This window comes from Aeromonas sp. DSM 116730, assembly GCF_046581335.1.
GTDB classification, from domain to species: domain Bacteria; phylum Pseudomonadota; class Gammaproteobacteria; order Enterobacterales; family Aeromonadaceae; genus Aeromonas; species Aeromonas rivipollensis.
This window is the reverse complement of the sequence record NZ_CP144265.1, coordinates 1,834,139-1,856,311: the sequence shown is the minus strand read 5'-3', so window position 1 is coordinate 1,856,311 and position 22,173 is coordinate 1,834,139. Positions and strand designations below refer to the sequence as shown.

The following is a 22,173-nucleotide window of genomic DNA, read 5'->3' as shown; positions in this document are numbered from 1 at the left end:
TCCGCTCCGGCTTTTCGCATATCACCCGCCACTCTTGCCACTTGGCGACAGAGTTCGTTCGTGGCGGCTTGGAAGCTACAAAAACGCCACAGGAAAGAGGCTATGAGAGGACAGCTATTGCAGAGGCGAGTGGTACAGCGGGTGTCAGGAGATAAACCGCTTCCTGGATCGGGAGCCCGAGTATATTGGGGCGCCTCACTTCTACGTGCTGGATGCCAGGGGCTGGCTGCTGGAGCCCTTCAATACAGGATTGCTTGAGCAGGGAAAGCGCTACGACGAGGCGACATTCGGCAGCTTTATCGACCATTGTCAGCGCCAGGGGATTCGCATCTGACAAGCGCCGACCAAGATGAGAAGGCCCCGCACTGTCGCCTGACGGTGCGGGGTGTTTGTTGTTTATCACAGGGAAGGATCAGGCTTGCGCATCCGGCTGATTGGCGGGGGCCGCCTTGATAAAGGCCTGCAACTGCTCGCAGTTGGCGACGATGCGCGCGATGGTGGGGTAGTCGTCCAGCGTCATGTTGAAGCGGCGGGCGTTATAGACCTGGGGCACCAGCATGCAGTCCGCCAGGGTCACCTCGTTGCCCACGCAATAGACGCCGGCCGTGGTCATCAGCAACTGCTCTAGGGCGGTGAAGGTCTCGTCAATCCAGTGGCGATACCAGACATCGCGCGCCGTCTTGCTCTGTCCCAGCTCCTGCTCCAGGTAGTTCAACACCCTCAGGTTGTTGAGGGGGTGAGTGTCGCAGGCGATCATGTTGACTATCTGGCGCACCCTGGCCCGCTCCTCGGGAGCGGAGGGCATCAGGGGGTAGGCCGGATAGGTCTCGTCGAGGTACTCCATGATGGCCACCGACTGACCCAGCTGCACATCCCCGTCGATGAGAAAAGGCACCAGCCCCTGGGGATTGACCCGGCGATAGGCCTTCTCTTTCTGTTCACCCTGTCTCAGATTGACCGGATGCTGCTCATAACCAAGTCCCTTGAGTTGCAGCACCAGACGTACGCGAAAGCTGGCCGATGAACGCCAATATCCAAACAACTGCAGCATATTATGTCCCTATGGTGGCAGGTGTGTGCCACCTGCCGTGTCGCCTGCCGACCTTGGCCGGCCCAGGCTTTCCTAGCTCGTCTGGCTGGCGCCCCCTTGCGTGACCCGTTGCAAAATGGTGCCAAACAGACTCATCCCATTGCGATCCTGCATCGCGATGGACACTGTATCACCAAAGCGCAGAAAGGGTGTAGTGGCTTGACCTGACTCGATAATTTCCAGCATCCGCCGCTCGGCGAGGCAGGAGGATCCCCGGCTTCTGTCGTAATTGGAGACGGTGCCCGAACCTATGATGCAGCCAGCGCCAAGGGGTCTGGTCCTGGCCGCGTGGGCAATCAGCTCGAAGAAGTTGAAGGTCATGTCGAGCCCCGCATCCGGCTCTCCGAACAGGGCGCCGTTGAGCTGGGTCACCAGGGGCAGATGCACCTTGCCCTGCTGCCAGTCGCCGCCGAGCTCGTCCGGGGTGATGGCCACCGGCGAGAAGGCGCTGGAGGGTTTGGACTGGAAGAAGCCAAAGCCCTTGGCGAGCTCCCCGGGAATGAGGTTGCGCAGGCTCACATCGTTGACCAGCATCAGCAGCTTGACGTGCTCCTCTGCCCCCTGCGCGCTGGTGCCCATGGGCACGTCGTCTGTGATGACGGCCACCTCAGATTCAAAGTCGATGCCCCACTCCTCAGACCCCATGATGATGGGGCCGCGCGGAGCCAGGAAGCTGTCTGAGCCCCCCTGGTACATCAGGGGATCGTGCCAGAAGCTGTCCGGCATCTCGGCACCACGCGCCTTGCGCACCAGCTCCACGTGGTTGACGTAGGCGCTGCCGTCGGCCCACTGGTAGGAGCGGGGCAGCGGGGAGAGACAGGCCGTCTCATCGAAGGGGAAGGCGTCGGGGCAGGCGCCGTCGTTGAGGGCCTGATAGACGGCGGTCAGTCGGGGGGCGAGCTCGGCCCACTCGTCCAGCGCCCCTTGCAGGGTGGGGGCTATGTCGGCCACGGCCACAGCCCGGCTCAGATCCCGGCTGACCACCGCCAGGGCACCATCGCGCTTGCCATTGTTCAAGGTTGCCAATTTCATATCGAATTCCTTATTTGCCGGGGGTGCCGTCTGGTCGCTGCCAGCTGGAAACATAGTGGGGATTCTCTATCCCCTCGCAGATCTGGCCGACCCCGAGGGCATCCCGGGTGTCGAGCATCACAGCCACCTCGTCGGTGAAGGTCTTGGCGTGGGCCTGCCCCGCCGCAAAGGCCTTGGGATGAGGGCCGTGGGTGAAGCCGGCGGGATGGAAGGTGACCATGCCCCGCTCTATGTTGTCCCGGCTGAAGAAGTCCCCGGCGTGGTAGAAGAGCACCTCGTCAAAATCGTCGTTGCTGTGGTAGAAGGGCACCCGCAGCGCCCCGGGATCGCTCTCTATGGGGCGCGGTACGAAGGTGCAGATGACGAAGCGGCTCGCCACGAAGGTGGAGTGGGCCGACGGCGGCAGATGGTAGCGGTGGCTCATCAGGGGGCGGATGTCCCGCCAGTTGAGGCGCACCACGCAGAGATCCCCGTGCCAGCCCTGGGCATCCAGGGGGTTGAAGGGCCAGGTGATGACAGAGACCTGATCGTGGCGCTTGACCTGCAGCGACCAGGGATTTTCGTCCTGCTGGGCCAGGAAGCGCTCGTTGATGGCAGGCACCTCCAGCGCCGCCGGATCGAAGATGGCGTGCTGACCCACCAGCCCCTTGTCCGGCAGCTGATAGCTGTCCTCCGTCGCCTCTATCATCAGGATGAAGAGCGGCGCCGTGGGCTCGATGCGCCACATGGTGCCACGGGGGATCACCACATAGTCCCCCTCTTTCAGCGTGAGATGCCCATAGTCGCAGAAGAAGTCACCGCTTCCCTCGTGAATGAACAAGAGCTCGTCGCCGTCGGCGTTGCGCACCAGAAACGGCATTGTCTCGGTCAGGCGCCAGATCCGGTAGCGGCAGTGGGGATTGCTGAGCAGATCCGGCATCACCCAGGGGGAGAGGGAGCTCACCTCTTCCTGCAGCCCGTTCAAGTCAAACGCCCGCGGCCGCAGCGGCCCTTCCCAGTGGCTCCAGTCGGTGGGGGCATGCTTGTGGTGCATGTGGGTGGCGGGGCCGAAGAAGCCGCTGCGCCCCAGCTCGCGCTCGTAGATGGCCTGCTCGGGCAGATCGGCGTGGGCCTGGCGGGAGTGGGTCCCCTCCCGGTGGGGAAAACTGATCCAGTTACGCATGGCTCTGTACCTCCCATGAAATAGATACCGGCCGACGAGCTCGCATCCCGTTACGCATCGCTCGGCTCCCCCTTCTTCTCGCCCTGCTCGGCCCCGCTCAGCACCCCACGACGGATCTGATCCAGTTCAATGGATTCGAACAGTGCCTGGAAGTTGCCCTCGCCGAAGCCCTCGTTGCCCTTGCGCTGGATGATTTCGAAGAATACCGGGCCTATGACGGTGTCGGTGAAGATCTGCAGCAGGATGCCGTCCTTGGTCGGAGAGCCGTCGATCAGGATGCGCAGCGCCTTGAGTGCCTCCAGATCCTCCTGATGCCCCGCCACCCGGCTGTTCACCTTCTCATAGTAGGTGTCCGGGGTCGGCATAAAGCCGGTGCCGCGACCACGCAGGGTACGGATGGTCTGGTAGATGTCGCTGGAGGCCAGGGCTATGTGCTGTATCCCCTCCCCCTTGTACTGGCGCAGGTACTCCTCTATCTGGGATTTGTCGTCGGAGGATTCATTGATGGGGATGCGGATCTTGCCGCAGGGGGCCGTCATGGCGCGGGAATGCAGCCCGGTCAGCTTGCCCTCGATGTCGAAGTAGCGAATTTCCCGGAAGTTGCCGATCCGCTCGTAGAAATTGGACCAGAGGTCCATGTTGCCGCGATGGACGTTGTGGGTCAGGTGATCGATCTCATAGAGCCCCGCATCCACTTCGGCCATGCGCGCCTGCCAGTCGGGGTAGAAGACGAAGTCCACGTCATAGATGGAACCCTGCTCGCCGTAGCGGTCTACAAAGGAGAGGGTGCTCTCGCCTATGCCGTAGATGGCGGGGATGTTGAGCTCCATGGGCCCTATCTTGCCGACGAAGGGCTTGGCCCCCTTGGCGATGGCGTACTGCTGGGCACGGCCCGCGTCGCTCACCCGAAATGCCATGCCGCAGACGCTGGGCCCGTGCAGGCTGGCAAATTGCTCCGCCTGGGAGTGGGGCTCGGCGTTGACCACGAAGTTGATGTCCCCCTGGCGGTAGAGCCAGCACTGCTTGTGCTTGTGCCTGGCCACCTCGGCAAACCCGAGCGACACGAACAGCGCCTTGAGGGCGGCAATGCCCTTGAGATCCGGGGCCGTGTACTCGACGAATTCGAACCCGTCGGTGCCGAGGGGATTGATGCTGTGGGAAGGGGAAGAAGAGGTCGTCATGATGCGCTCCTTGCGATGGACTGATAACGAAACGGGTCACGCCGGGAAGGCTCGACAGGCAGCCCGGACGGCATTGTTAACAACTTGTTTCATTAGAGGCAGGGGCGGGGCAGAAGAGAAGAGGCGAGTTTCAGATAGTTTGGCGAGGACCGCCGCCAGAAGATGTAAATAGATTGTGACATTGCAGCCTGGGCCTTGCGGACAGCCCCACGGCGCTCCGCCGGGCTGTCAGCTTTCCCTTACAGGTGCCAGTTTTTCACCTCGAGATGGGGCAGGTGGGCCCTGGCCTGTTGCAGCCGGCGGACGGTCGGGTTGATGAACCAGGCCTGCTGCCCCAGCGCCAGTAGCGGCAAGTCGTGCAGGCTGTCACTCAAGGCCAGCGTCACCCTGAGGGCGCGGATCTCGGGCAGGATCTTGTGCCGGCCGTGGCAATAAAAACGCGGCACCAGGCCACCGAGGCGATAGCACATTCGCGAGCCTATGATGCGATGGGGAAGCCGTGGCAGTTGTCGATGGAGCTGGGCCCGGACCAAAGCCCGGGGGCTGGCGGAGATGACCCAGCAGCGCGCCCTTTCGGCCATCAGCAGGGAGCGGGCCTCCCGAAACAGCCCGGGCCGGGTGCAGCAATAGGCCCGCACCAGCTGGCGCCAACCCAGCGGCGAGAGCCCCAGGGTGATGGCCCACCAGATAAGCGAAATTCCCTGACGCCGCAGGCGGGGCACCAGATACACCAGGCCACCCAGTGCGATCACCGGCAGCAGCAGGAGTGGCCAGCGGCGCCGGCGCAAGATGAAGCGCAGCAGGCCGGCGTGGCTGTCCCCCGGCGCCAGGGTGTCGTCAAAGTCGGCCAGGATCCAGCCAGCGCCGGGCGCCCCGCGGGTGCTTGTCATTCGCTCAATCCCGCGATGGCGGCGTGCAGTTCGGGCAGGAGGAACAGCTCCCCCTCATCCGGCGGGCAGACAAGATCGAAGGCCTCCCCTGCCAGGGTAAACTGCAGGCGCCAGGCGTGCAGATAGCCGCGATCGGCGATCGTGCCACCGTAGCGCTCGTCCCCGAGGATGGGGGCGCCAATGCTTTTCAAGGCGACCCGGATCTGGTGGGTCTTGCCGGTCTGGGGCTTGATGCGATAGAGCCGCAGCCCCTCTCGCACCGAGACAGAATCAAACCAGCTGATGGCCGGGTTCTCCTGGGTGCGGGCCAGCATCCAGCTGCCGCCACGCCCTTTCTCCATGTCCCCCTTGACCCAGCCCTGCTTCTTCTTCGGCTTGCGGTCCGAGAGGGCCAGATACTGCTTGCTCACCTCCCGGGCGGCAAAGGCCATGCTGAGTGCGCGGTTCGCCTCCGGGGTGCGGGCCAGCAGCACCAGCCCCGAGGTCATCTTGTCGAGGCGATGAACAGGGTAGAGTGTCAACCCGGTCTCGGTGCGCAGCCGGTTGACGAGCCCGGGCTCACCGCCCTCGTCATGCATGCCAAGGCCTGGGCCCTTGTTGATCACCATGAAATCTTTGTGCTGCAATTGTATCCGGTACATCTATAACCCTTTAGAATATGGATTGTTAACAAGTTGAATGCGGGCCTGCTGGCCACCCCATGGATCCTCAGCACAAGAATCGCACGGATGAAGAGATACTTGTTTTGGCTGCTATTGCTTGGCGCCAGTTACGCTTCCCCTGTCCTGGCAAGTGACCGTCCCCATGAGCCTCCGGATCGGGTCGTCTTGCAGTTGCGCTGGCTGCATCAACCCCAGTTCGTGGGCTATCACATGGCCAAGGCGAAGGGGTTCTATGCCGATGCCGGACTGGATGTCGAGATAAGACCCGGCGGCAAGGGGATAAGCCCGGTACAGGAAGTGCTGAGCGGGCGCGCCGACTTTGGCGTCGGCAACACAGAGGTGCTCACCAGCTACGTCAATGGCGAACCCCTGTTGGCGCTCGCCTGCGTCTATCAGCACTCCCCCTCCATCTTCCTGGCCCGTCGCGACAGCGGCATTCTCACCGTTGCGGACATGCGTGGCAAACGGATCATGATGTTTCCCGGCCATCAGGATGCCGAGCTGCTCGCCACCCTCTACTATCAGGGGCTGCACGAACGCCAGCTCATCCCTGTGCCCACCTCGGTCAACATAGACGATCTGATCACCGGCAAGATCGACATCTTCAACGCCTATCTCAGCAACGAGCCCTTCTATCTGGAGGAGCACGGCGTCTCTGTCTCCGTCATCAATCCCCGCAATTACGGCATCGATTTTTACAGCGACATCCTGTTCACCACCCAGAACGAGGAGCGCACCAACCCGGAGCGGGTGGCAAAGTTTCGGGCCGCCAGCCTCAAGGGGTGGCGCTACGCCCTCGCCCACCCGACCGAGGCCATCGACCTGCTGCGCAAGGAGTATGCCGTCAACCGCAGTCAGGCCCACATGGAGTACGAGCTGCAGATGAGCAAGGAGATGATACAGCCGCTCTATGTGGAGATCGGGTATATGAATCCGGATCGCTTCGCCCACATCATGCAGCAGCTGGTCGAGATAGGCCTGGTCCCGAGGGCGGTGCCGCTGACCCGTTTTCTCTATCAGGCCCCCTCAGCGCAGTGGATCTTCTGGCGCCCCTGGTTCTTGCTGAGCCTGGGGGTTGGCGCCCTCATCCTGCTGCTCTCCCTCTATCTGCTGGTCAGCAACAAACGGCTCAATCGGGAGGTGACACTGCGCAAGTTGCGCGAGCAGGAGATACTGCAGCTGGCCCGCATAGATCCCCTCACCGGCCTGCCCAATCGCCTTAGCCTGATGGAGCAGTTGAAGACGCAAGTTCAGCTCGAGGATCCCGGCTGCCTGCTGTTTTGCGATCTCGATGACTTCAAGCGCATCAATGACAACTTCGGCCACAGCCAGGGGGATGCCATCCTCTGCCAGCTGGCCAACCGGCTCCATGACGCCATCGGTCACCAATGCTATTTTGCCCGGCTGGCGGGGGATGAATTCATCCTGCTGCTGCCCGGCTACAGCTGCTCCCAGGCGCAGGATGTGACCGAGGTGATCCGGCACGCCATGCGGGCCCCCTTCGTGGTCAATGGCCAGGCCATGCAGGTCGGGATCAGCATAGGGGTCAGCCACTACCAGAGTGGCTGGAGCCCGGAGCAATGGCTCATCCAGGCGGACAGGGCCATGTATTGCGACAAGAGCGGCGGCTTCATTGCGCTGGCGGAGCAGACGAGCTGATGGTGGCCCAAGCGCCACGCCTCCACAGGACGCGCTCATGCAACAAGGCCACCCCGGGGTGGCCTTGTTGTCATCTTGTGCCTGCTCGACGCGGGCGTCAGCCGAAGGTCTGCCCCAGGGATTTGAGCTGGCGCGCCTTGGTGAGCAGGATGTCGCTCGAGGCATCCATGTCGTGCATCTTGTTGCTGTTGGTGTGGGAGTGCTGGGAGATGGCGTTGACGTTTCGGCTGATGTCCTCCACCACCGCCTGCTGCTCCTCCGCCGCCGCCGAGATCTGGGTCGACAGATCCACCACCCGCTCTATCTCGGCCAGCACCTGATGCAGACTCTGTGAGCCCTGCCGGGTCAGGGTCACGCAGGACTGGGTCTGCACCAGGTTCTGCTGCATCATCCCCTTCCAGCCATTCAGGGTGCGCTGGATCTGCCCTATGCTGCCCTGGATCTGCTCGGTCGCCTTGTGGGTCCGGGTTGAGAGGGTGCGCACCTCGTCCGCCACCACGGCGAAACCGCGTCCCAGCTCTCCCGCCCGGGCTGCCTCTATGGCGGCGTTGAGTGCCAGCAGATTGGTCTGATCCGCTATCCCCTGGATCTCGTTCATCAGGACCCCGATGCGATCCGACTCCTCCGCCAGCGCCACCGCCGCCGTGAAGGCGTGCTCCGCCTGGGTGGCCAGCTCGGTGACCCTGTGCTGGGTATCCTCCAGCTGCTGATTGGTGTGTTGGCAATGTACCTTGGCCTGGGCGATCTGGTTGTCGGTCTCCTGGATGTTGCGGGCTATCTCGTGGGCCGTCGCCGCCATCTCGGTGATGGCGGTCGCCACCTGCTGGGTCTGGATGTCCTGCTCGGCGATGTCGGCGCTCGTCTCGCTGGAAGCTGTCTTGAGATGGACCGCCAAATCCTGCAGGGAGAGGGTGGCATCGTCCACCCGCCCGAGCACTGTGCGGATCCTGGCCTGCAGCAGCTTGATGTGGAAATCGGCGATGGCGCTGGGTTCATCCCCCGAGTAGATGAGCCGGGTCAGGCTGTCGTACTCCTCGGCCAGCTGGCTCAGATAACGGGGGGTGGTGATGAGGGTGTGACGATAGAGGAGGCCGAGCCACAAGAGGGGCAGCAGCATGAACAGGGCCCCCAGGGGCCCCGTCAGATAGGCGCTCGCCGCCAGCATCAGCAGGAGCCCGGCGATGGCCAGCCCATGGCGGACGGGGCGCAGGCTCAGGCCCGCCTTGCGCTCCCCCCGCTCCACCGCCCGCAATCGCCCGTAGGTGCGGGCGGCGACTGCCTTCATCCCGGGCTCGGCCCGGTTGCGCACCGACTGATAGCCGCTGATCCGCCCCTGCTCGAAGATAGGGGTGACATAGGCATCCACCCAGTAGTAGCGACCATCCTTGCAGCGATTCTTCACCATGCCGCGCCAGGGCTTGCCCTGCTTCAGCTTGCCCCAGAGATCGGCGAAGGCCGCTTTGGGCATGTCGGGATGGCGCACCATGTTGTGGTGCTGGCCTATCATCTCTGCCCTGCTGTATCCCGCCACCCGGCAGAAGTGGTCATTGGCATAAGTAATGACCCCCTGCAGATCCGTGGTGGAAACCAACTGTTCACTGGACGGAAAATCCACCTCTTCATCAACGAGATGAATCTGGGTTCTGTTCATGGCGCACGCCTCTTGTGTGATAACTCAGTTATCGTAGTCAAGCCATGGCAGCCCGGCCAACAAGGCCCCTCAGACAGTGGGGATGACTGAGAGGCCGTCCTCTGGATCTATGACGGCGGCCTCACTTCTCCACCGCCGGATGGCATTCACGCTCCCGGATCAGCTTCTTGTTCACCTTGCCGACGCTGGTCTTGGGGATCTCCTGCACTATGCGGATCTGGCGCGGTATGGCCCAGCGATTGATGCGACCACTGTCGACGAATCCCTGCAGGTGAGCCTTGATGGCCTGTGCATCCAGATGCACCCCCTCCTTGCCGACCACCAGGGCCAGAGGGCGCTCCCCCCACTGCGGGTCCGGCACCCCGATCACGGCCACCGCATGGACGGAAGAGTGAGCGCTGATGAGACTCTCCAGCGCCAGGGAGCTTATCCACTCGCCCCCTGTCTTGATCACATCCTTGATGCGATCCTTGATTTCCACTGTGCCGTCCGGGGTGATGGAGGCCATGTCCCCCGTGTGCAGCCAGCCCCCCTCCCAGAGCTCGGCCCCCTTGCCCGGCTCTTTCAGGTAGCCCTGGGCCAGCCAGGGAGCACGCACCACTATCTCCCCCATGGTCTGACCATCGTGGGCCAGCGACCGGCCCTGCTCATCTATGATGCGCAAGTCCACCAGCCCGATGGGCTTGCCGGTGCGGATCCGCAGCGGCAGTTGCTCGGCCATGGGCAGCGCCAGCTCCTCGGGAGCCAGGTGCACCACGCACAGCAGCGGACAGGTCTCCGACATGCCGTAACCGGCGTGCACCAGTATCCCCTGTCGGTGGGCCTGGGTCGCCAGCCCGAGCGGCAGCGCACTGCCCCCCAGCAGCATCTTCCAGCCAGCAAGGGAGGTCTTTGCCGCCTCCTCGCAGTCGAGGATCATCTGCAATATGGTCGGCACGCAGTGGGAGAAGCTCACCCCCTCGTCGCGATAGAGCCGTACCAGCTTGTCCGGCTCGTAGCGCCCCGGATAGACCTGCTTCACCCCCAGCATGGTCGCCACATAGGGGACGCCCCAGGCATGGACGTGGAACATGGGGGTGATGGGCATGTAGACGTCGTCTGAGCAGAGCAGCGACTGGCCCGCATGGGCCGCCAGGGTGCCCAGTTCGTTGAGGGTATGCAGCACCAGCTGGCGGTGGCTGAAGTAGACCCCCTTGGGATCCCCAGTGGTGCCCGTGGTGTAGAACAGGGTCGCCACCGAATTCTCGTCAAAATCGGGGAAATCGAACTGGTCGTCCGCCCCGGCCAAGAGCGTCTCGTACTCTCCGAGCAGGGGCAGTGTGGTGGAAGGCAGCTCCCCATCGGTCAGCCGGATATAGCCGCGCACCGTGGGCAGCTTCTCCTGAATGCTCGCCAGCATGGGCAGGAAGTCGTCATGAGCCAGCACCAGATGATCCTCTGCGTGGTGCATGGTGAAGGCGATCTGCTCCGGCGAGAGGCGCACGTTCACCGTGTGCAGCACGGCGCCTATCATGGGCACGGCGAAGAAGCATTCGAGGGAGCGGTGGCTGTCCCAGTCCAGCAGGGCGACCGTGTCCCCCGGCCCTATGCCAGAGGCCGTCAGCAGGTTGGCGAGGCGGTGGATGCGCTGGTTGAGGGTGCGATAGTCATAGCGCAGCCGATCTGCGTAGACGATCTCCCGGCCCGGGTGCTGGCGCACCCCGGACAGCAGCAGGCTCTTGATCAGCAAGGGATAGGCATGGGCTCCCTGGGCTGGCGGTATGATCCTTGTCTTCACCATACGGACTCCTTCCGATTCGTGTCTGGGCGCAGGGAGGCATCCCTCCCTCGCAATGGGGTTAGCGGGCGTCGAGACGCCCGAGCAAGGCCTCGGCCTGGGGCCAGGGGCCAAATCCACTCGCCGGGTTGAGGTGTCCCACGGCCCCGGCGTCCACCAGCTCGCTCCCCCAGTCCAGGGCCAGGGCACGCACGGCCGCCGGGCTCGCCAGGGGATCGTTGTGGCTCATCACCACCAGGCTCGGGAACGGCATCTTCATGCGGGGCAGCGGGTGCCAACCTCCGGCCTGCATGGCCTCCGGGCTCGGGTAATGGGATGGCCAGCTGGCATCCAGATCCGGCGGCGTCACCAGCAGGGCGCCCCGGATGGGGTGGCGATGGCGGGCAGCGCCTTGCTGCGCCACCCAGTGAGCCAGCATCAGCACCCCGGCACTGTGAGCCACCAGGATCACCGGGCCCTGGATGCGCGCCAGCGCCTGCGTTATGGCCTCGACCCTGGCCTGGCAGCTCAGCTTGTCCGAGGTCAAAGGCGGCACTGTCACCACCTTCTCAAGCCCCTCGGCGAGCAGGGTCTGCCAGTGATCCGCCACATGGTCACGCAGGCCGGGCACTATCAGTACTGTGGCCTCGGGCTGAAATGCCTTCATCTCTCTCCCCCTGTTCAGGCGCTCCGGCGACGGCCGGATGACATCAAGACCACAGTAAGGTGCCAGGCCCCCGGCTGCTTTACCTTGGATGCCATGGAGTTGTCTTTATATGACAGTCACCTGGCGCCATGAGCGCCACGGGGTGGGAGAGCGTCGGACTCGAAAGGCATGAGACGGGCTGGCACGCAGGGTCATCACATGGCACCTGCGACTAATAGATCAGTTAATAAGCACTTTCCAATTTGTAAACGAAATGATAAAAACCAGTTAACAACAAGCAACCAGCAGATGAGCTGTCGCCATGGGAATTGCATCATGACCCTCCTTGCCAGAGCCGCCACCCTCACCAACTATCTCGATGTCGCCCGCCAACTGGGCCTCAATACCCCCAGCCTGTTGTCGCAAGCCGGCCTCAGCGCCTCCATTCTGGATGTGCCCAATCAGCGCATCCCCGTCTCCACCATAGTCAACCTGCTCGAGCTGTCCGCCCGTACCGGGAACTGCCAGAGCCTGGGTCTGCGCATGGCGGAGCATCGCCAGCTGTCGGACTTTGGCGAGGTCAGCCTGCTGCTGAGCTATCAGCCCAACCTGCGCGAGGCCTTGCAGGTCATAGTGCAGTACATTCACCTGTTCAATAATGCCCTGGCCATCTTCATCGAAGAGGCGGGCAAGGCGGTGATCATTCGCGAGGAGATCATCACGGACGCCCCCATGCCCTCGCGCCAGGCCACCGAGCTGGCGGTCGGCGTCATGTATCGCTTCTGTGCGGCCCAGGTCGGGGTTGGCGCCAACTGGCATCCCATCAGCGTCAACTTCACCCATGACGCGCCGGCGGATCTCTCCATCCACAAGCGGCTGTTCGGCTGCAAGCTGGAGTTTGGCAGCGAGTTCAACGGCATCGTCTGCCAGGCCGCCGATCTGGACGTTCCGAACCCCCTGGCCAACCAGGCCATGGCCCGTCATGCCCGCCAGTACCTCGACACCCTGCTGGTAGAGACCCAGCAATCCCTGATGACGGACGTGCGCAAGGCCATCTACCTGCTGCTGCCCATGGGGCGCGCCACCATAGAGCAGATAGCCCGCACCCTGGGGATGAACGTGCGCACCCTGCAGCGCCATCTGGAAGAGAGCGGCGCCACCTTCAGCGAGCTGGTCAACGACGTTCGCCGGGATCTGGTGATGCGCTACCTGCAAAACTCCGGCTATTCGCTGGGCCACATCGCCGACATGCTGGGCTACTCCATGCCGAGCTCCTTCACCCGCTGGTTCAGCGCCCAGTTCGGCATGCCGCCGGCCACCTGGCGCTCCCGCCACAAGGGCGTGCCCAAGGTGGCCCAGCCCGCACGCGCCGGCCTCGCCTACGGTTGAGCACAGGCGCCATTCGCCAGACGAGAGAAGGGAGGCATGGCGCCTCCCTTCTCTTATTCCTTTCCCTGTGTCACGGCTATTGCTAGCTGACGTCGGCCCCCACCGGAGTCCGGCAGGGCTTGACCCCCTCTTTGGCATCCCCCTCCTGCCGCTCCCGCGCCTGGGCAGGCACAGCCCCAGTCCCGGAGAGCAGGAAGTAGGAGAGCGCCGGCACCCCTATCAGGGCCCCCAGCATGTTCCACAGGAACATGAAGGTGAGCAGTATGCCCATGTCGGCCTGGAACTTGATGGGGGACCAGACCCAGGCCACCACACCGGCGGCCAGGGTGATGCCCACCAGCCCCACCACCCGACCGGTGAAGGCCACGGCCTGGCGATAGGCATCCACCAGTGACATGCCCTGGCGCTGATGGTGCAGCTGCACGCTCAGCAGGTAGAGGGCGTAGTCCACCCCTATGCCGACCCCCAGCGCAATCACCGGCAGGGTCGCCACCTTGACGCCTATGCCCATGAATACCATCAGCGCCTCGCACAGCACAGAGGTGAGCATCAGGGGCACCAGCGCCACCACGGTTGCCCGCCAGCTACGGAAGGTGATGAGGCAGAACAGGGTCACTGCCAGATAGACGTAGAGCAGCATGGTGCGGTTGGCCTCGTGCACCACCATGTTGGTGGCGGCCTCTATGCCGGCACTGCCCGCAGCCAGCAGGAACTGGCGATCCGCCGTGCTGTTCTCCCGGGCAAACCGCTCGGCGATGGCCACCACGCCGCTCAGGGTCTCGGCCTTGTGATCTTTCAAGTAGGCTATCACCGGCATCAGGGAGCAGTCGGTGTTGAAGAGCTCGGGGCTGTTGACCGAGGCCTGCTGGGCGGCATAGTTCAGCACGTTCTGGTTGCGCTGGATGCTGGCGAGCTTGGGGTTGCCCTCATAGGTGCCGGCGGTGATCTGGCGCACCGCATTGACCAGCGAGGTCGTGGCCTGCACCCCGGGATGCTGCTGCAATTCCCACCCCAGGCGATCGGCCAGGATCAGGGTCTGGTAGTCGAGGCACCCCTCGGGCGCCGTCTTGATCATCACCGCAAAGAGATCGCTGGAGAGGGCGTAGTGGCTGGTGATGTAGGCGTTGTCCCTGTTGTAGCGCGAATCCGCACGAAGCTCGGGGGCGCCGCTGTCCAGATCGCCAATCTTGAGCTGCAGGCTCACCAGGTAGCCGCCTATGCCCATCGCCAGGCCGAGGATCACCACCACTGTGGCCCACTTGCGCTCGGTGCAGCGATCCAGCAGTGCCCAGAGTCTGCCGAAGCCCTGATTGGCGGCGGCGTGGGTGTCTATCTTGAGCGCTCGCTCGGCCGCCTTGCGGCCCACCCCCACATAGGAGAGGGCCACCGGCATCAGCAGCAGCGAGGTGAAGATGAGCACGGCCACCCCTATGCTGGCGGTGATGGCGAGATCCTGGATGACGGGGATGTCGATCAGCATCAGCACGGCGAACCCCACCGCATCGGCCAGCAGCGCCGTGACCCCGGCGAGGAAGAGGCGGCGGAAGGTGTAGCGCGCCGCTATCTGGCGGTGGGTTCCGCGGGCGATGTCCTGCATGATGCCATTCATCTTCTGGGCCGCGTGGGAGACGCCGATGGCGAAGATGAGGAAGGGCACCAGCACAGAGTAAGGGTCGATGGCGTAGCCGAGCCAGGCGATGATGCCGAGCTGCCAGATCACGGCGACCAGGGAGCAGCCCACCACCAGCAGGGTGCTGCGCACGCAGCGGGTGTAGAGGAAGATGATGAGGAGCGAGGTCGCCACCGCCAGGGCGAAGAAGAGGATCACCTGGATGAGGCCGTCGATGAGATCGCCGACCAGCTTGGCAAAGCCGATCACCCGGATCTTGTACTGGCCCGTCCCCTCCTCCCCCGCCTGATGGGGGGCGCCTGCGAACTCTATCTGGCTGCGCAGCGCCTCGATGCGCTGGGAGAAGTCATGGTAATTGAGGGGCTTGCCGGTGACAGAGGCCTTGTCCAGCAGGGGCACTATCAGCATGCTGGACTTGAAATCGCTCGCCACCAGGCTGCCGACTATGCCGGCTCTGTTGATGTTCTGGCGCAGCTGCTCGATGTCAGAGGCCGATCCCTGATAGGCATCCGGCATCACGGGCCCGCCCTGGAAGCCTTCCTCGGTCACCTCGGTCCAGCGCACCGCCGGGCTCCAGAGGGACTTCATCCAGGCCCTGTCTACCCCTTCGGTCAGGAACAGCTCGTCATTGACCCGCTTGAGGACGCTTAGATAGTCGGGGTCGAAGATGTCTCCCCGGGTATTCTCCACCACCACTCGCACCGAGTTGCCGAGGCCACGCAGGGAGTCCCGGTTCTCCAGGAAGTTTTTGATGTAGGGTTGGCTCTGGGGGATCATCTTCTCGAAGCTGGGCGCCAGCGCCAGACGGGTCGCGCCCATGTAGCCAAGCACCAGGGTCGCCAGCGTCATCGCCAGCATGAAGAGCCCCCTGTGGTTGAACACCAGCCGCTCCAGCAGGTTGCCGGAGTGCCTGTCGAACGCGCTCAGCTCGCGGATCACCGGCATCGAATCTTGCTTCACATGGCCCATGTCTGGATCCTCGTTATCGTTATTGGGCCGTCATCCGGTGACGGCCTGCTTTGACAAACCTTATTTGACGCCAAGGGTGCGCACCCCGCGGCTGCCCACCAGCGCCAGGGTGCCATCCGCAGTCAGGGCGGCGCCCGCCACCGGCGATGGCTCGGCCAGGGGGGCCAGGCTCAGCGGCTCGTTGCCCCGTTGCAGCAGCATATGACCGGCCTGGGTAAACAGACGGAACTGGCCATCGGCCCCCTGCATAGCGGCGCTGATGCTGATGGGCAGCGGGCTCACGAGCCGGGTCCAGTTTTCGCCTCCGTCCGTGCTGCGATAGACATGGCCCCGCAGGCCATAGACGATCACCTCATCCGGGCGACCGACAAGGCCGAAGAAGCTGCCGTCATAGGGGCTGGGCAGTGAGACGAAGCGCTGCGTCTGCGGCTCCCATTTGCGCAGCAGGCCCTGCTCGCCCACCAGATAGAGGGCGTCACCGGCGGGGGCTATGGCATTGAGATGGAGCCCATCCGGGTTGTCGGTGCGATCCTGCATGGGCGTCCAGTGCAGGCCGCCATCCTGGGTGCCCAGTATCAGGTTGAAGACCCCGACCACGTAGCCGACCTTGTCGTCCTCAAACCAGACGTCGAGCAGGGGTTTGTCGGCCCCCTCCTCCTCCAGCCGCTGGCCCTCCTCCACCAGCGCGGCCCACTGTTCGTTGTCCGGCTCGGCCCCGGCCTTGGCGGCATAGAAGGCACTCACCAGCCCGCCTATCTGGCGACCATCCAGCTGTTTTTGCCAGCTGGCACCGCCATCCTGGCTGTGCAGCACCACCCCATCCCCCCCCACGGCCCAACCCTGCTCGGGGGTGGGGAAGGTGACGGCGTTCAGATCCGAGCTCACCGGCACCCTGGCCTGCTGCCAGCGCCCTCCCTCGTCGTCCGAGTAGAGGATGTGACCCCGTTGCCCCACCGCCACCAGCCGCGACCCGGCACGAGCCAGACCCAGCAGGGGGCTGCGCTGGGCCAGGGCGCTCGCCTTGGCTGGCAGGTCCAGCACGTCCACATAATCGGCCGCCTGCCCGGCTGTCACCCCTGCGCTTTGCATCAGCAGGGCGCAGCAGATCAATGGCGCCAACGTCTTGAATGAACCCATACCACGTCCTTGTCTCAGAGGGCGGCGGGATGCCAAAAGGCGCCCGACGCCAACATCGAGGAGCCCGGTTCATCAATGACGATCCGGACTCCTGTTACGGCTAGCGGATCCCGGCGCCAGCCAGGGACTCCGGCGACCACTTCGCCTTGGACAGGGAGGCACCGTACTTGATGCCGCCGTAGGGGCCCACCACACCGTTGATGTTGTAGGTGCCCGCCACCAGGTCATAGATCATGAAGGGGGTGGCGTCCGGGGTCTGCTTGTCGTAGCTCTGGCTCAGGAAGGCGAAGGAGCCGCGATAGAGCTGACCACGGGCGTCGTACTGATCGGAGGCCAGCGCCACCCAGCTGTCTTCGTCCAGGTAGAAGCGGCGCTTGGCGTAGATGTGGCGCTCACCGGCCTTGAGGTTGCCCTCCACCACCCAGACCCTGTGCTTCTCCCAGCGCACGTGATCCGGTGACAGGAAGTTGGGGGTGGTCAGCGCCCTGGCATCGGGCTGATAGGTCAGCCGATAGGTGTTGTAGGGGACTATCATTTCCTGCTTGCCCACCAGCTTCCAGTCGAATCTGTCCAGCGCCCCGTTGAAGACGAAGACGTCGTCATAGGTGCCCGCCCCCGAGGTGCCCGGGTTCGGGGTATCATAGGCCAGGTTCGGTGCCAGCTTGACCCGGCGCTGGCCAGGCAGGTACTGCCAGGCCTTGCGCGGCTGCTCCAGGGGGTTGGCAGCATCGCGCAGCATGATGGCCTCGCCGGCGCGACGGGCCGGGCCCGTGTAATGGAGCTTCATCTGGTAGTAGGTATCCTTGGCCGAGATGGGCTTATTCATGTCCTCGTAGATGGCGTAGTTGATGAAGGCCTGCCCCGTGGTGGAGAGGGCCGCCGTGCCGGCGGCGTCCACGTTCCAGGAGTCGTACTTGGTGGCGATGTTCACCCCCTGGTAGCGCAGCAGGAAGTTCCACATCGCCTCGGCCCCGCTCTTGGGGATGGGGAAGGGAATGCCCGGCAGCACCTTGTCCACCGCCATGCCCCCCGCCAGGGTGGTGGCGCTGAGCGCGTTCTTCCTGGTGTTGTCCAGCACCGCCTGTGGCAGCGCCACGCTGCGGTGGGTCGGGTAGAGGTCCACCCTGAAGTCCGGGAAGCGCTTGAGCAGCTCCGCCGTGGTGGCGGTCAGCGCCCCCTGGTATTGGGCCGCGTTCTTGCCGGTGATGACCAGGAGCGGCTGCTCACCCGCATAGGGATCCGGGCGCATGCTGTCACCGGCCTTGAAGCCGGCGGGGGGCGTGGTCAGGCCTCCGCTGTAGGCGGGGATGCTGCCATCGGCATTGGCGGCCGCTTCGGCGCCCACCTGGGTCAGACTGGTGCCGAGCTGTGCGGCTTCGCTGCTGGAGACGGCGGCCAGTGCCTGGCCCGCGAGGGCCAGGGTGAGAGAGGCGGCCAGCATGGTCTTGTTGAATGTCATATCTCGTTCTCCGACTCGGTCGCTTGAGGTGACTCAGTAAGTGGTCTTCAGGGTCAGGTAGATGGCGCCTCTGTCTTCCGTGGTGGCACCGCCACCGGAGAAGGAGGCGTAACCACCGGCATAACAGGTGTTGCGCTGGGCCCCATCGAGGGCATTGGGGGTGGCGCCATCCTCGGCACCGTCATTGCACTCGGCAGACTTGCCAAAGGAGTCCACGTATTTCAGATCGACGAAGTACTGGTTGTAGAGGGTGGCGCCTAGCCCCACCGCATAGCTGCCGGTGTCTTTCGCCCCGCCTGCCTGGACCGGGGAGATGCCCGCCAGCCCCCAGTTCACCGAGAGCGGCATGTTCATGTCAACCCCCGGCAGGACCTGATACCAGGTCGGGGTGAAGTTGACCGCCAGCCCCCAGTTGTCCCGGGTGGGCTTGTCGATGCCCTGATAGCTATCTTCTCCCTTGTAGAGAGCCTTGTTGTGGTCATCCAGGCTCAGCAGGTTGCTGTAGTAGAGCTCCCCGAGCAGGGCGGCGCCGTCGAACAGCGCCGTGTCCGCGAAGGTCATCAGGCCGTTGAGGGTCCAGTGCAGGGTATCGCCGGTGGCGCTGTAGCCGTCGGAGTCATCGGTGATCACCCCGGTGTCCGGATGACGGGGACCTAGCACGGGCGCCGGGATCCCGAAGCCGTTGGCCAGTCCCCCGGGACCCGTGGCACTGAGCAGGGCCGGGATGCTGGAGAGGGGCATGTGCTGGCGATAGTTGAGGTCGCTGCCGACACTCACCCCGGCCACATCCTTGGAGAGGCTGAGGCCAAAGATGTCGATGTCGTCGCCATAGGCCAGGGCGTAGCTGGTGTTGGCGATGGACTGGCGCAGGTTGGGCACGGCCCCGGCCGGCAGGGGCGCCGCCCCGCGAATGGTCATGCCACGGGCATCGAGCACCGCCTGGGGCAGGATGTCGGCGGTACGGCGGTAGAAGGCCCCCAGGGTCGCATCCAGCGCCTCGGGAGACCACTTGGCCATGATGCCCCAGTCGCCGTGCTTGCCCGGTTCTATGTCATCCCCCCGGCGAATGTTGCTGAGGGTGCCGCTCGGTCCGGCCAGACCCGGCCCGCCGGTGTGACCCAGCAGGAAGGACTGGGCACCGAAGCCCACCAGATCGGAGCTGCCGTAATAGGTGCCGGCTTCCGGCAGGCGGGCGGCGTTCCAGTCCAGGAAGTACTGGGCGGCGAAGGTCCACTCCGGGTTCAGGGTGAAGGAGGCGGAGATCTGGTTGCGGGGCACAAACAGCTCTTTCGCTTCCGTCCCCGGGGATGCCGCGAGCTTCGCGAGATCCAGGCCGGACTGGCCATAGCTTAGGGCGTGCACCGGGCTCAGCAGGGTTTCCCCCCAGAAGATGTTGTGCTGGCCTATCTTGACCCCGAGCAGGGATTCGTCGCCCACCTCCATGTTGTGGAACACGAAGGCATCGAGCAGCTCGCCGGAGGGGCCATGGTAGTAGCGATCCGCATAGTCGCTCAGATGACGGTTGCCCGCCACCGGGGGCAGCCCGACGATGCCGGAGCTGGCGCTGTTGCCGTTGATGAAGGGGTTCTCGTCAGCGCCGACGTCGCGGTAGGCATAGTCATACCAGCTGGCGGCGCTGATGCGAAAGCCGGTGTTGCCCTTGTTCACCACATCCAGCTCGGTCAGCAGATCGAAGCGGGTGGTGACGGTGTCGCCGGCATCCTTGAAGTTGTAGTCCCCGTCGTTGTTGTTCGGGGTGGCAAGCATCCGCGCATCGGCACTCTCGGTGCGCATGCCGTAGTTGAACTTGCCGGTGTTGTCGAAGCGAACGGACCAGTCTTCACTCTGGGTGTCGACTTCGACCGCCTGAACGCTGGGCATGAGGACGGCCGTGATGGCCGTCGCCAGCAGGCTGAGGCGCAGGGCACCGCAACCATGACTCGTGTGCTTGTAATCCATTACAGTCTCTCCGAGTGTTGTCGTCGTTTTGTTATTTTTGTTGCCGTTTCCGTTGGCTTTTTTATGGCGCAGACCGGGGCGTTTCGCCGGGTTTGGCAAGCTGGCCATTGGCCGGTTGCCTCCCCCCTGTATCGCTTGTCCGAATGCGCTCTGTGTTCTTAGTGCCGACTGTAAGGCCTAGCTCCAGGGGCGCGCTTGCCATTGAACGTCAGTCACTTTTCATTTGGTGACAGCGGCTGCATCCCACGGCTGGCGCGGGATTCGCTCGTCGACGACCGGCCCCATACAGCCCTTGTTCAGCTGAGAACAGTGATCCGGGCGACAGAAACGGCGCGAAGGAAACAGGAGATGGAGACAAGCGGGAGGCGACGGGTCGGTGCCGGATAGCCAAGGGGCAAGAGACGTAGATGGCGAGAAAAGATAGCGGGGAGTGCGCGAGCGCCCTCCCCGTGGATGGCTAAGCGTCAGCGCGCTATGGCGCAGCCGGTGGCGGCTTGCAGCGCCTCGAACTCGATGCCGGGGGCCAGCTCCACCAGGCGAAGGCCCCCGGGGGTCACGTCCAGCACGGCGAGATCGCTGATGATGCGATCCACCACCCCGACCCCGGTCAGCGGCAGGGAGCACCACTCCAGTATCTTGTGCTCGCCCCCCTTGGCGCAGTGCTCCATCAGCACCACCACCCGCTTGACCCCGGCCACCAGATCCATGGCCCCCCCCATGCCTTTGACCATCTTGCCCGGGATCATCCAGTTCGCGAGATCGCCGCGCTCGGAGACCTGCATGGCCCCGAGCAGGGCCAGGTTGATGTGGCCGCCGCGGATCATGGCAAAACTCTCGGCGCTGTCGAAGAAGCTGCTGCCGGGCAGTGTGGTGATGGTCTGCTTGCCGGCGTTGATGAGATCCGGGTCCAGCTCGGCTTCACTCGGGAAGGGGCCTATGCCGAGCAGGCCGTTCTCGCTCTGCAGCCACACCTCCATGCCGTCCGGGATGTAGTTGGCCACCAGGGTCGGCAGGCCGATCCCCAGGTTGACGTAGAAGCCGTCCTCCAGCTCCTTTGCGGCGCGCTGCGCCATCTCTTCACGGGTCCAGGCCATGATTTAGTTCCTCGCTGCGCACGGTTGGAAAAAGAAAGCCAATAGAAGCTCCTGGGGGGTGTACTGCACCAACTCTTCACGGGTCCAGAGCATGTCAGTTTTTCTCCATGACGGTGCGCACTTCGATGCGTTTCTCGGGGTTGGGGTTCAAGACCAGCCGCTGCACATAGATGCCAGGCAGGTGAATGTCGTCCGGGGCCAGCTCCCCCACCTCGACTATCTCCTCCACCTCGGCCACGCAGACCCGCCCCGCCTTGGCACAGAGCGGGTTGAAGTTGCGGGCCGTCTTGTTGAACATCAGGTTGCCCGCCTTGTCGGCCTTGGCACCCTTGATCAGCGCGATGTCGGCGGTCAGGGCGAGCTCCATCACATACCACTCGCCGTCGAACTGGCGGGTCTCCTTGCCCTCGGCGATAAGCGTCCCGTAACCGGTGCGGGTGAAGAAGGCCGGGATGCCGGCGCCGCCAGCCCTCAGCTTCTCGGCGAGCGTCCCCTGGGGGGTGAACTCAAGCTCAAGTTCCCCCGCGAGGTACTGGCGTTCGAACTCCTTGTTGCCCCCCACGTAGGAGGAGATCATCTTCTTTATCTGGCGGCTGTGGAGCAGCGGCCCCAACCCGAAGTCATCCACCCCGCAGTTGTTGCTGATGATGGTGAAGCCCCCCTTGCCGCTTTCCTTCAGCGCCTCGATGAGCCGCTCGGGGATGCCGCACAGGCCGAAGCCCCCCGAGGCTATGGTGATGTCGTCCTGCACCAGGCCGCTCAGGGCGGCCTGGGCGCTGGGATAAACCTTGTTCATAACTACCTCTC

The 22,173-nt window shown here is 64.0% G+C and carries 17 protein-coding genes; 2 read left to right on the top strand and 15 right to left on the bottom strand.

Annotation, left to right across the window (positions count from 1 at the left end; translation table 11 throughout):
• Positions 1 to 412 precede the first annotated feature (412 nt).
• The 6 genes from maiA to Aeroheme_RS08460 all read right to left on the bottom strand — a co-directional run bounded on the left by maiA (position 413) and on the right by Aeroheme_RS08460 (position 5,996).
• Positions 413 to 1,051, bottom strand: a complete 639-nt coding sequence (gene maiA / locus Aeroheme_RS08485; RefSeq protein ID WP_111911478.1) for a maleylacetoacetate isomerase — start codon at positions 1,049 to 1,051, stop codon at positions 413 to 415.
• A gap of 72 nt (positions 1,052 to 1,123) precedes the next feature.
• Positions 1,124 to 2,122 carry a fumarylacetoacetate hydrolase family protein gene (locus Aeroheme_RS08480; protein ID WP_411167085.1) on the bottom strand — a complete coding sequence of 333 codons (999 nt, stop codon included), beginning with the start codon at positions 2,120 to 2,122 and terminating at the stop codon, positions 1,124 to 1,126.
• A 10-nt stretch (positions 2,123 to 2,132) separates the two neighbouring features.
• Complete coding sequence (locus tag Aeroheme_RS08475; protein ID WP_411167084.1) at positions 2,133 to 3,284, bottom strand: homogentisate 1,2-dioxygenase; 1,152 nt, start codon at positions 3,282 to 3,284, stop codon at positions 2,133 to 2,135.
• Between the two features lie 50 nt (positions 3,285 to 3,334).
• Positions 3,335 to 4,468, bottom strand: coding sequence for a 4-hydroxyphenylpyruvate dioxygenase (hppD, locus tag Aeroheme_RS08470; RefSeq protein WP_111911484.1), 1,134 nt, complete (start codon positions 4,466 to 4,468; stop codon positions 3,335 to 3,337).
• 236 nt (positions 4,469 to 4,704) lie between these two features.
• A complete protein-coding gene (locus tag Aeroheme_RS08465; protein ID WP_411167083.1) occupies positions 4,705 to 5,355 on the bottom strand; it encodes an HAD family hydrolase in 651 nt (216 codons plus the stop codon).
• The gene (locus Aeroheme_RS08460) at positions 5,352 to 5,996 is read right to left on the bottom strand and encodes a TIGR01621 family pseudouridine synthase (protein WP_411167082.1); all 645 of its coding nucleotides are present in this window, start codon (positions 5,994 to 5,996) and stop codon (positions 5,352 to 5,354) included. The genes Aeroheme_RS08465 and Aeroheme_RS08460 overlap by 4 nt, the downstream gene beginning before the upstream one ends.
• 87 nt (positions 5,997 to 6,083) lie before the next feature.
• Between Aeroheme_RS08460 and Aeroheme_RS08455 the strand changes: the two genes are divergently transcribed.
• Positions 6,084 to 7,676: an ABC transporter substrate-binding protein gene (locus tag Aeroheme_RS08455; RefSeq protein WP_411167081.1), complete on the top strand. Its 1,593-nt coding sequence runs from the start codon at positions 6,084 to 6,086 to the stop codon at positions 7,674 to 7,676.
• 97 nt (positions 7,677 to 7,773) lie between these two features.
• Here the strand turns inward: Aeroheme_RS08455 and Aeroheme_RS08450 are convergent, their stop codons facing one another.
• The 3 genes from Aeroheme_RS08450 to Aeroheme_RS08440 form a co-directional block, all read right to left on the bottom strand.
• The gene (locus Aeroheme_RS08450) at positions 7,774 to 9,327 is read right to left on the bottom strand and encodes a methyl-accepting chemotaxis protein (protein WP_411167080.1); all 1,554 of its coding nucleotides are present in this window, start codon (positions 9,325 to 9,327) and stop codon (positions 7,774 to 7,776) included.
• Between the two features lie 121 nt (positions 9,328 to 9,448).
• On the bottom strand, positions 9,449 to 11,107 hold the full coding sequence (locus tag Aeroheme_RS08445; RefSeq protein ID WP_411167079.1) for a fatty acid--CoA ligase: 1,659 nt from the start codon (positions 11,105 to 11,107) through the stop codon (positions 9,449 to 9,451).
• Positions 11,108 to 11,165: 58 nt separating this feature from the next.
• On the bottom strand, positions 11,166 to 11,750 hold the full coding sequence (locus tag Aeroheme_RS08440) for an RBBP9/YdeN family alpha/beta hydrolase (RefSeq protein WP_163157143.1): 585 nt from the start codon (positions 11,748 to 11,750) through the stop codon (positions 11,166 to 11,168).
• 315 nt (positions 11,751 to 12,065) lie between these two features.
• Between Aeroheme_RS08440 and Aeroheme_RS08435 the strand changes: the two genes are divergently transcribed.
• Positions 12,066 to 13,118, top strand: a complete 1,053-nt coding sequence (locus Aeroheme_RS08435) for an AraC family transcriptional regulator (protein ID WP_411167078.1) — start codon at positions 12,066 to 12,068, stop codon at positions 13,116 to 13,118.
• Between the two features lie 82 nt (positions 13,119 to 13,200).
• Here Aeroheme_RS08435 and Aeroheme_RS08430 read toward each other — a convergent pair whose 3' ends face one another.
• The 6 genes from Aeroheme_RS08430 to Aeroheme_RS08405 all read right to left on the bottom strand — a co-directional run bounded on the left by Aeroheme_RS08430 (position 13,201) and on the right by Aeroheme_RS08405 (position 22,162).
• Positions 13,201 to 15,717 (bottom strand): efflux RND transporter permease subunit, encoded by a 2,517-nt coding sequence (locus Aeroheme_RS08430; RefSeq protein WP_411167077.1) that lies wholly within the window; start codon positions 15,715 to 15,717, stop codon positions 13,201 to 13,203.
• 60 nt (positions 15,718 to 15,777) lie between these two features.
• A complete protein-coding gene (locus Aeroheme_RS08425) occupies positions 15,778 to 16,854 on the bottom strand; it encodes a YCF48-related protein (RefSeq protein ID WP_411167076.1) in 1,077 nt (358 codons plus the stop codon).
• Between the two features lie 100 nt (positions 16,855 to 16,954).
• Positions 16,955 to 18,313: a DUF1329 domain-containing protein gene (locus Aeroheme_RS08420; RefSeq protein WP_163137254.1), complete on the bottom strand. Its 1,359-nt coding sequence runs from the start codon at positions 18,311 to 18,313 to the stop codon at positions 16,955 to 16,957.
• A gap of 33 nt (positions 18,314 to 18,346) precedes the next feature.
• Positions 18,347 to 20,272 (bottom strand): DUF1302 domain-containing protein, encoded by a 1,926-nt coding sequence (locus Aeroheme_RS08415; RefSeq protein ID WP_394293624.1) that lies wholly within the window; start codon positions 20,270 to 20,272, stop codon positions 18,347 to 18,349.
• A gap of 464 nt (positions 20,273 to 20,736) precedes the next feature.
• On the bottom strand, positions 20,737 to 21,366 hold the full coding sequence (locus tag Aeroheme_RS08410; protein ID WP_411167075.1) for a CoA transferase subunit B: 630 nt from the start codon (positions 21,364 to 21,366) through the stop codon (positions 20,737 to 20,739).
• Between the two features lie 94 nt (positions 21,367 to 21,460).
• Positions 21,461 to 22,162 carry a CoA transferase subunit A gene (locus tag Aeroheme_RS08405; protein ID WP_411167074.1) on the bottom strand — a complete coding sequence of 234 codons (702 nt, stop codon included), beginning with the start codon at positions 22,160 to 22,162 and terminating at the stop codon, positions 21,461 to 21,463.
• Positions 22,163 to 22,173 lie beyond the last annotated feature (11 nt).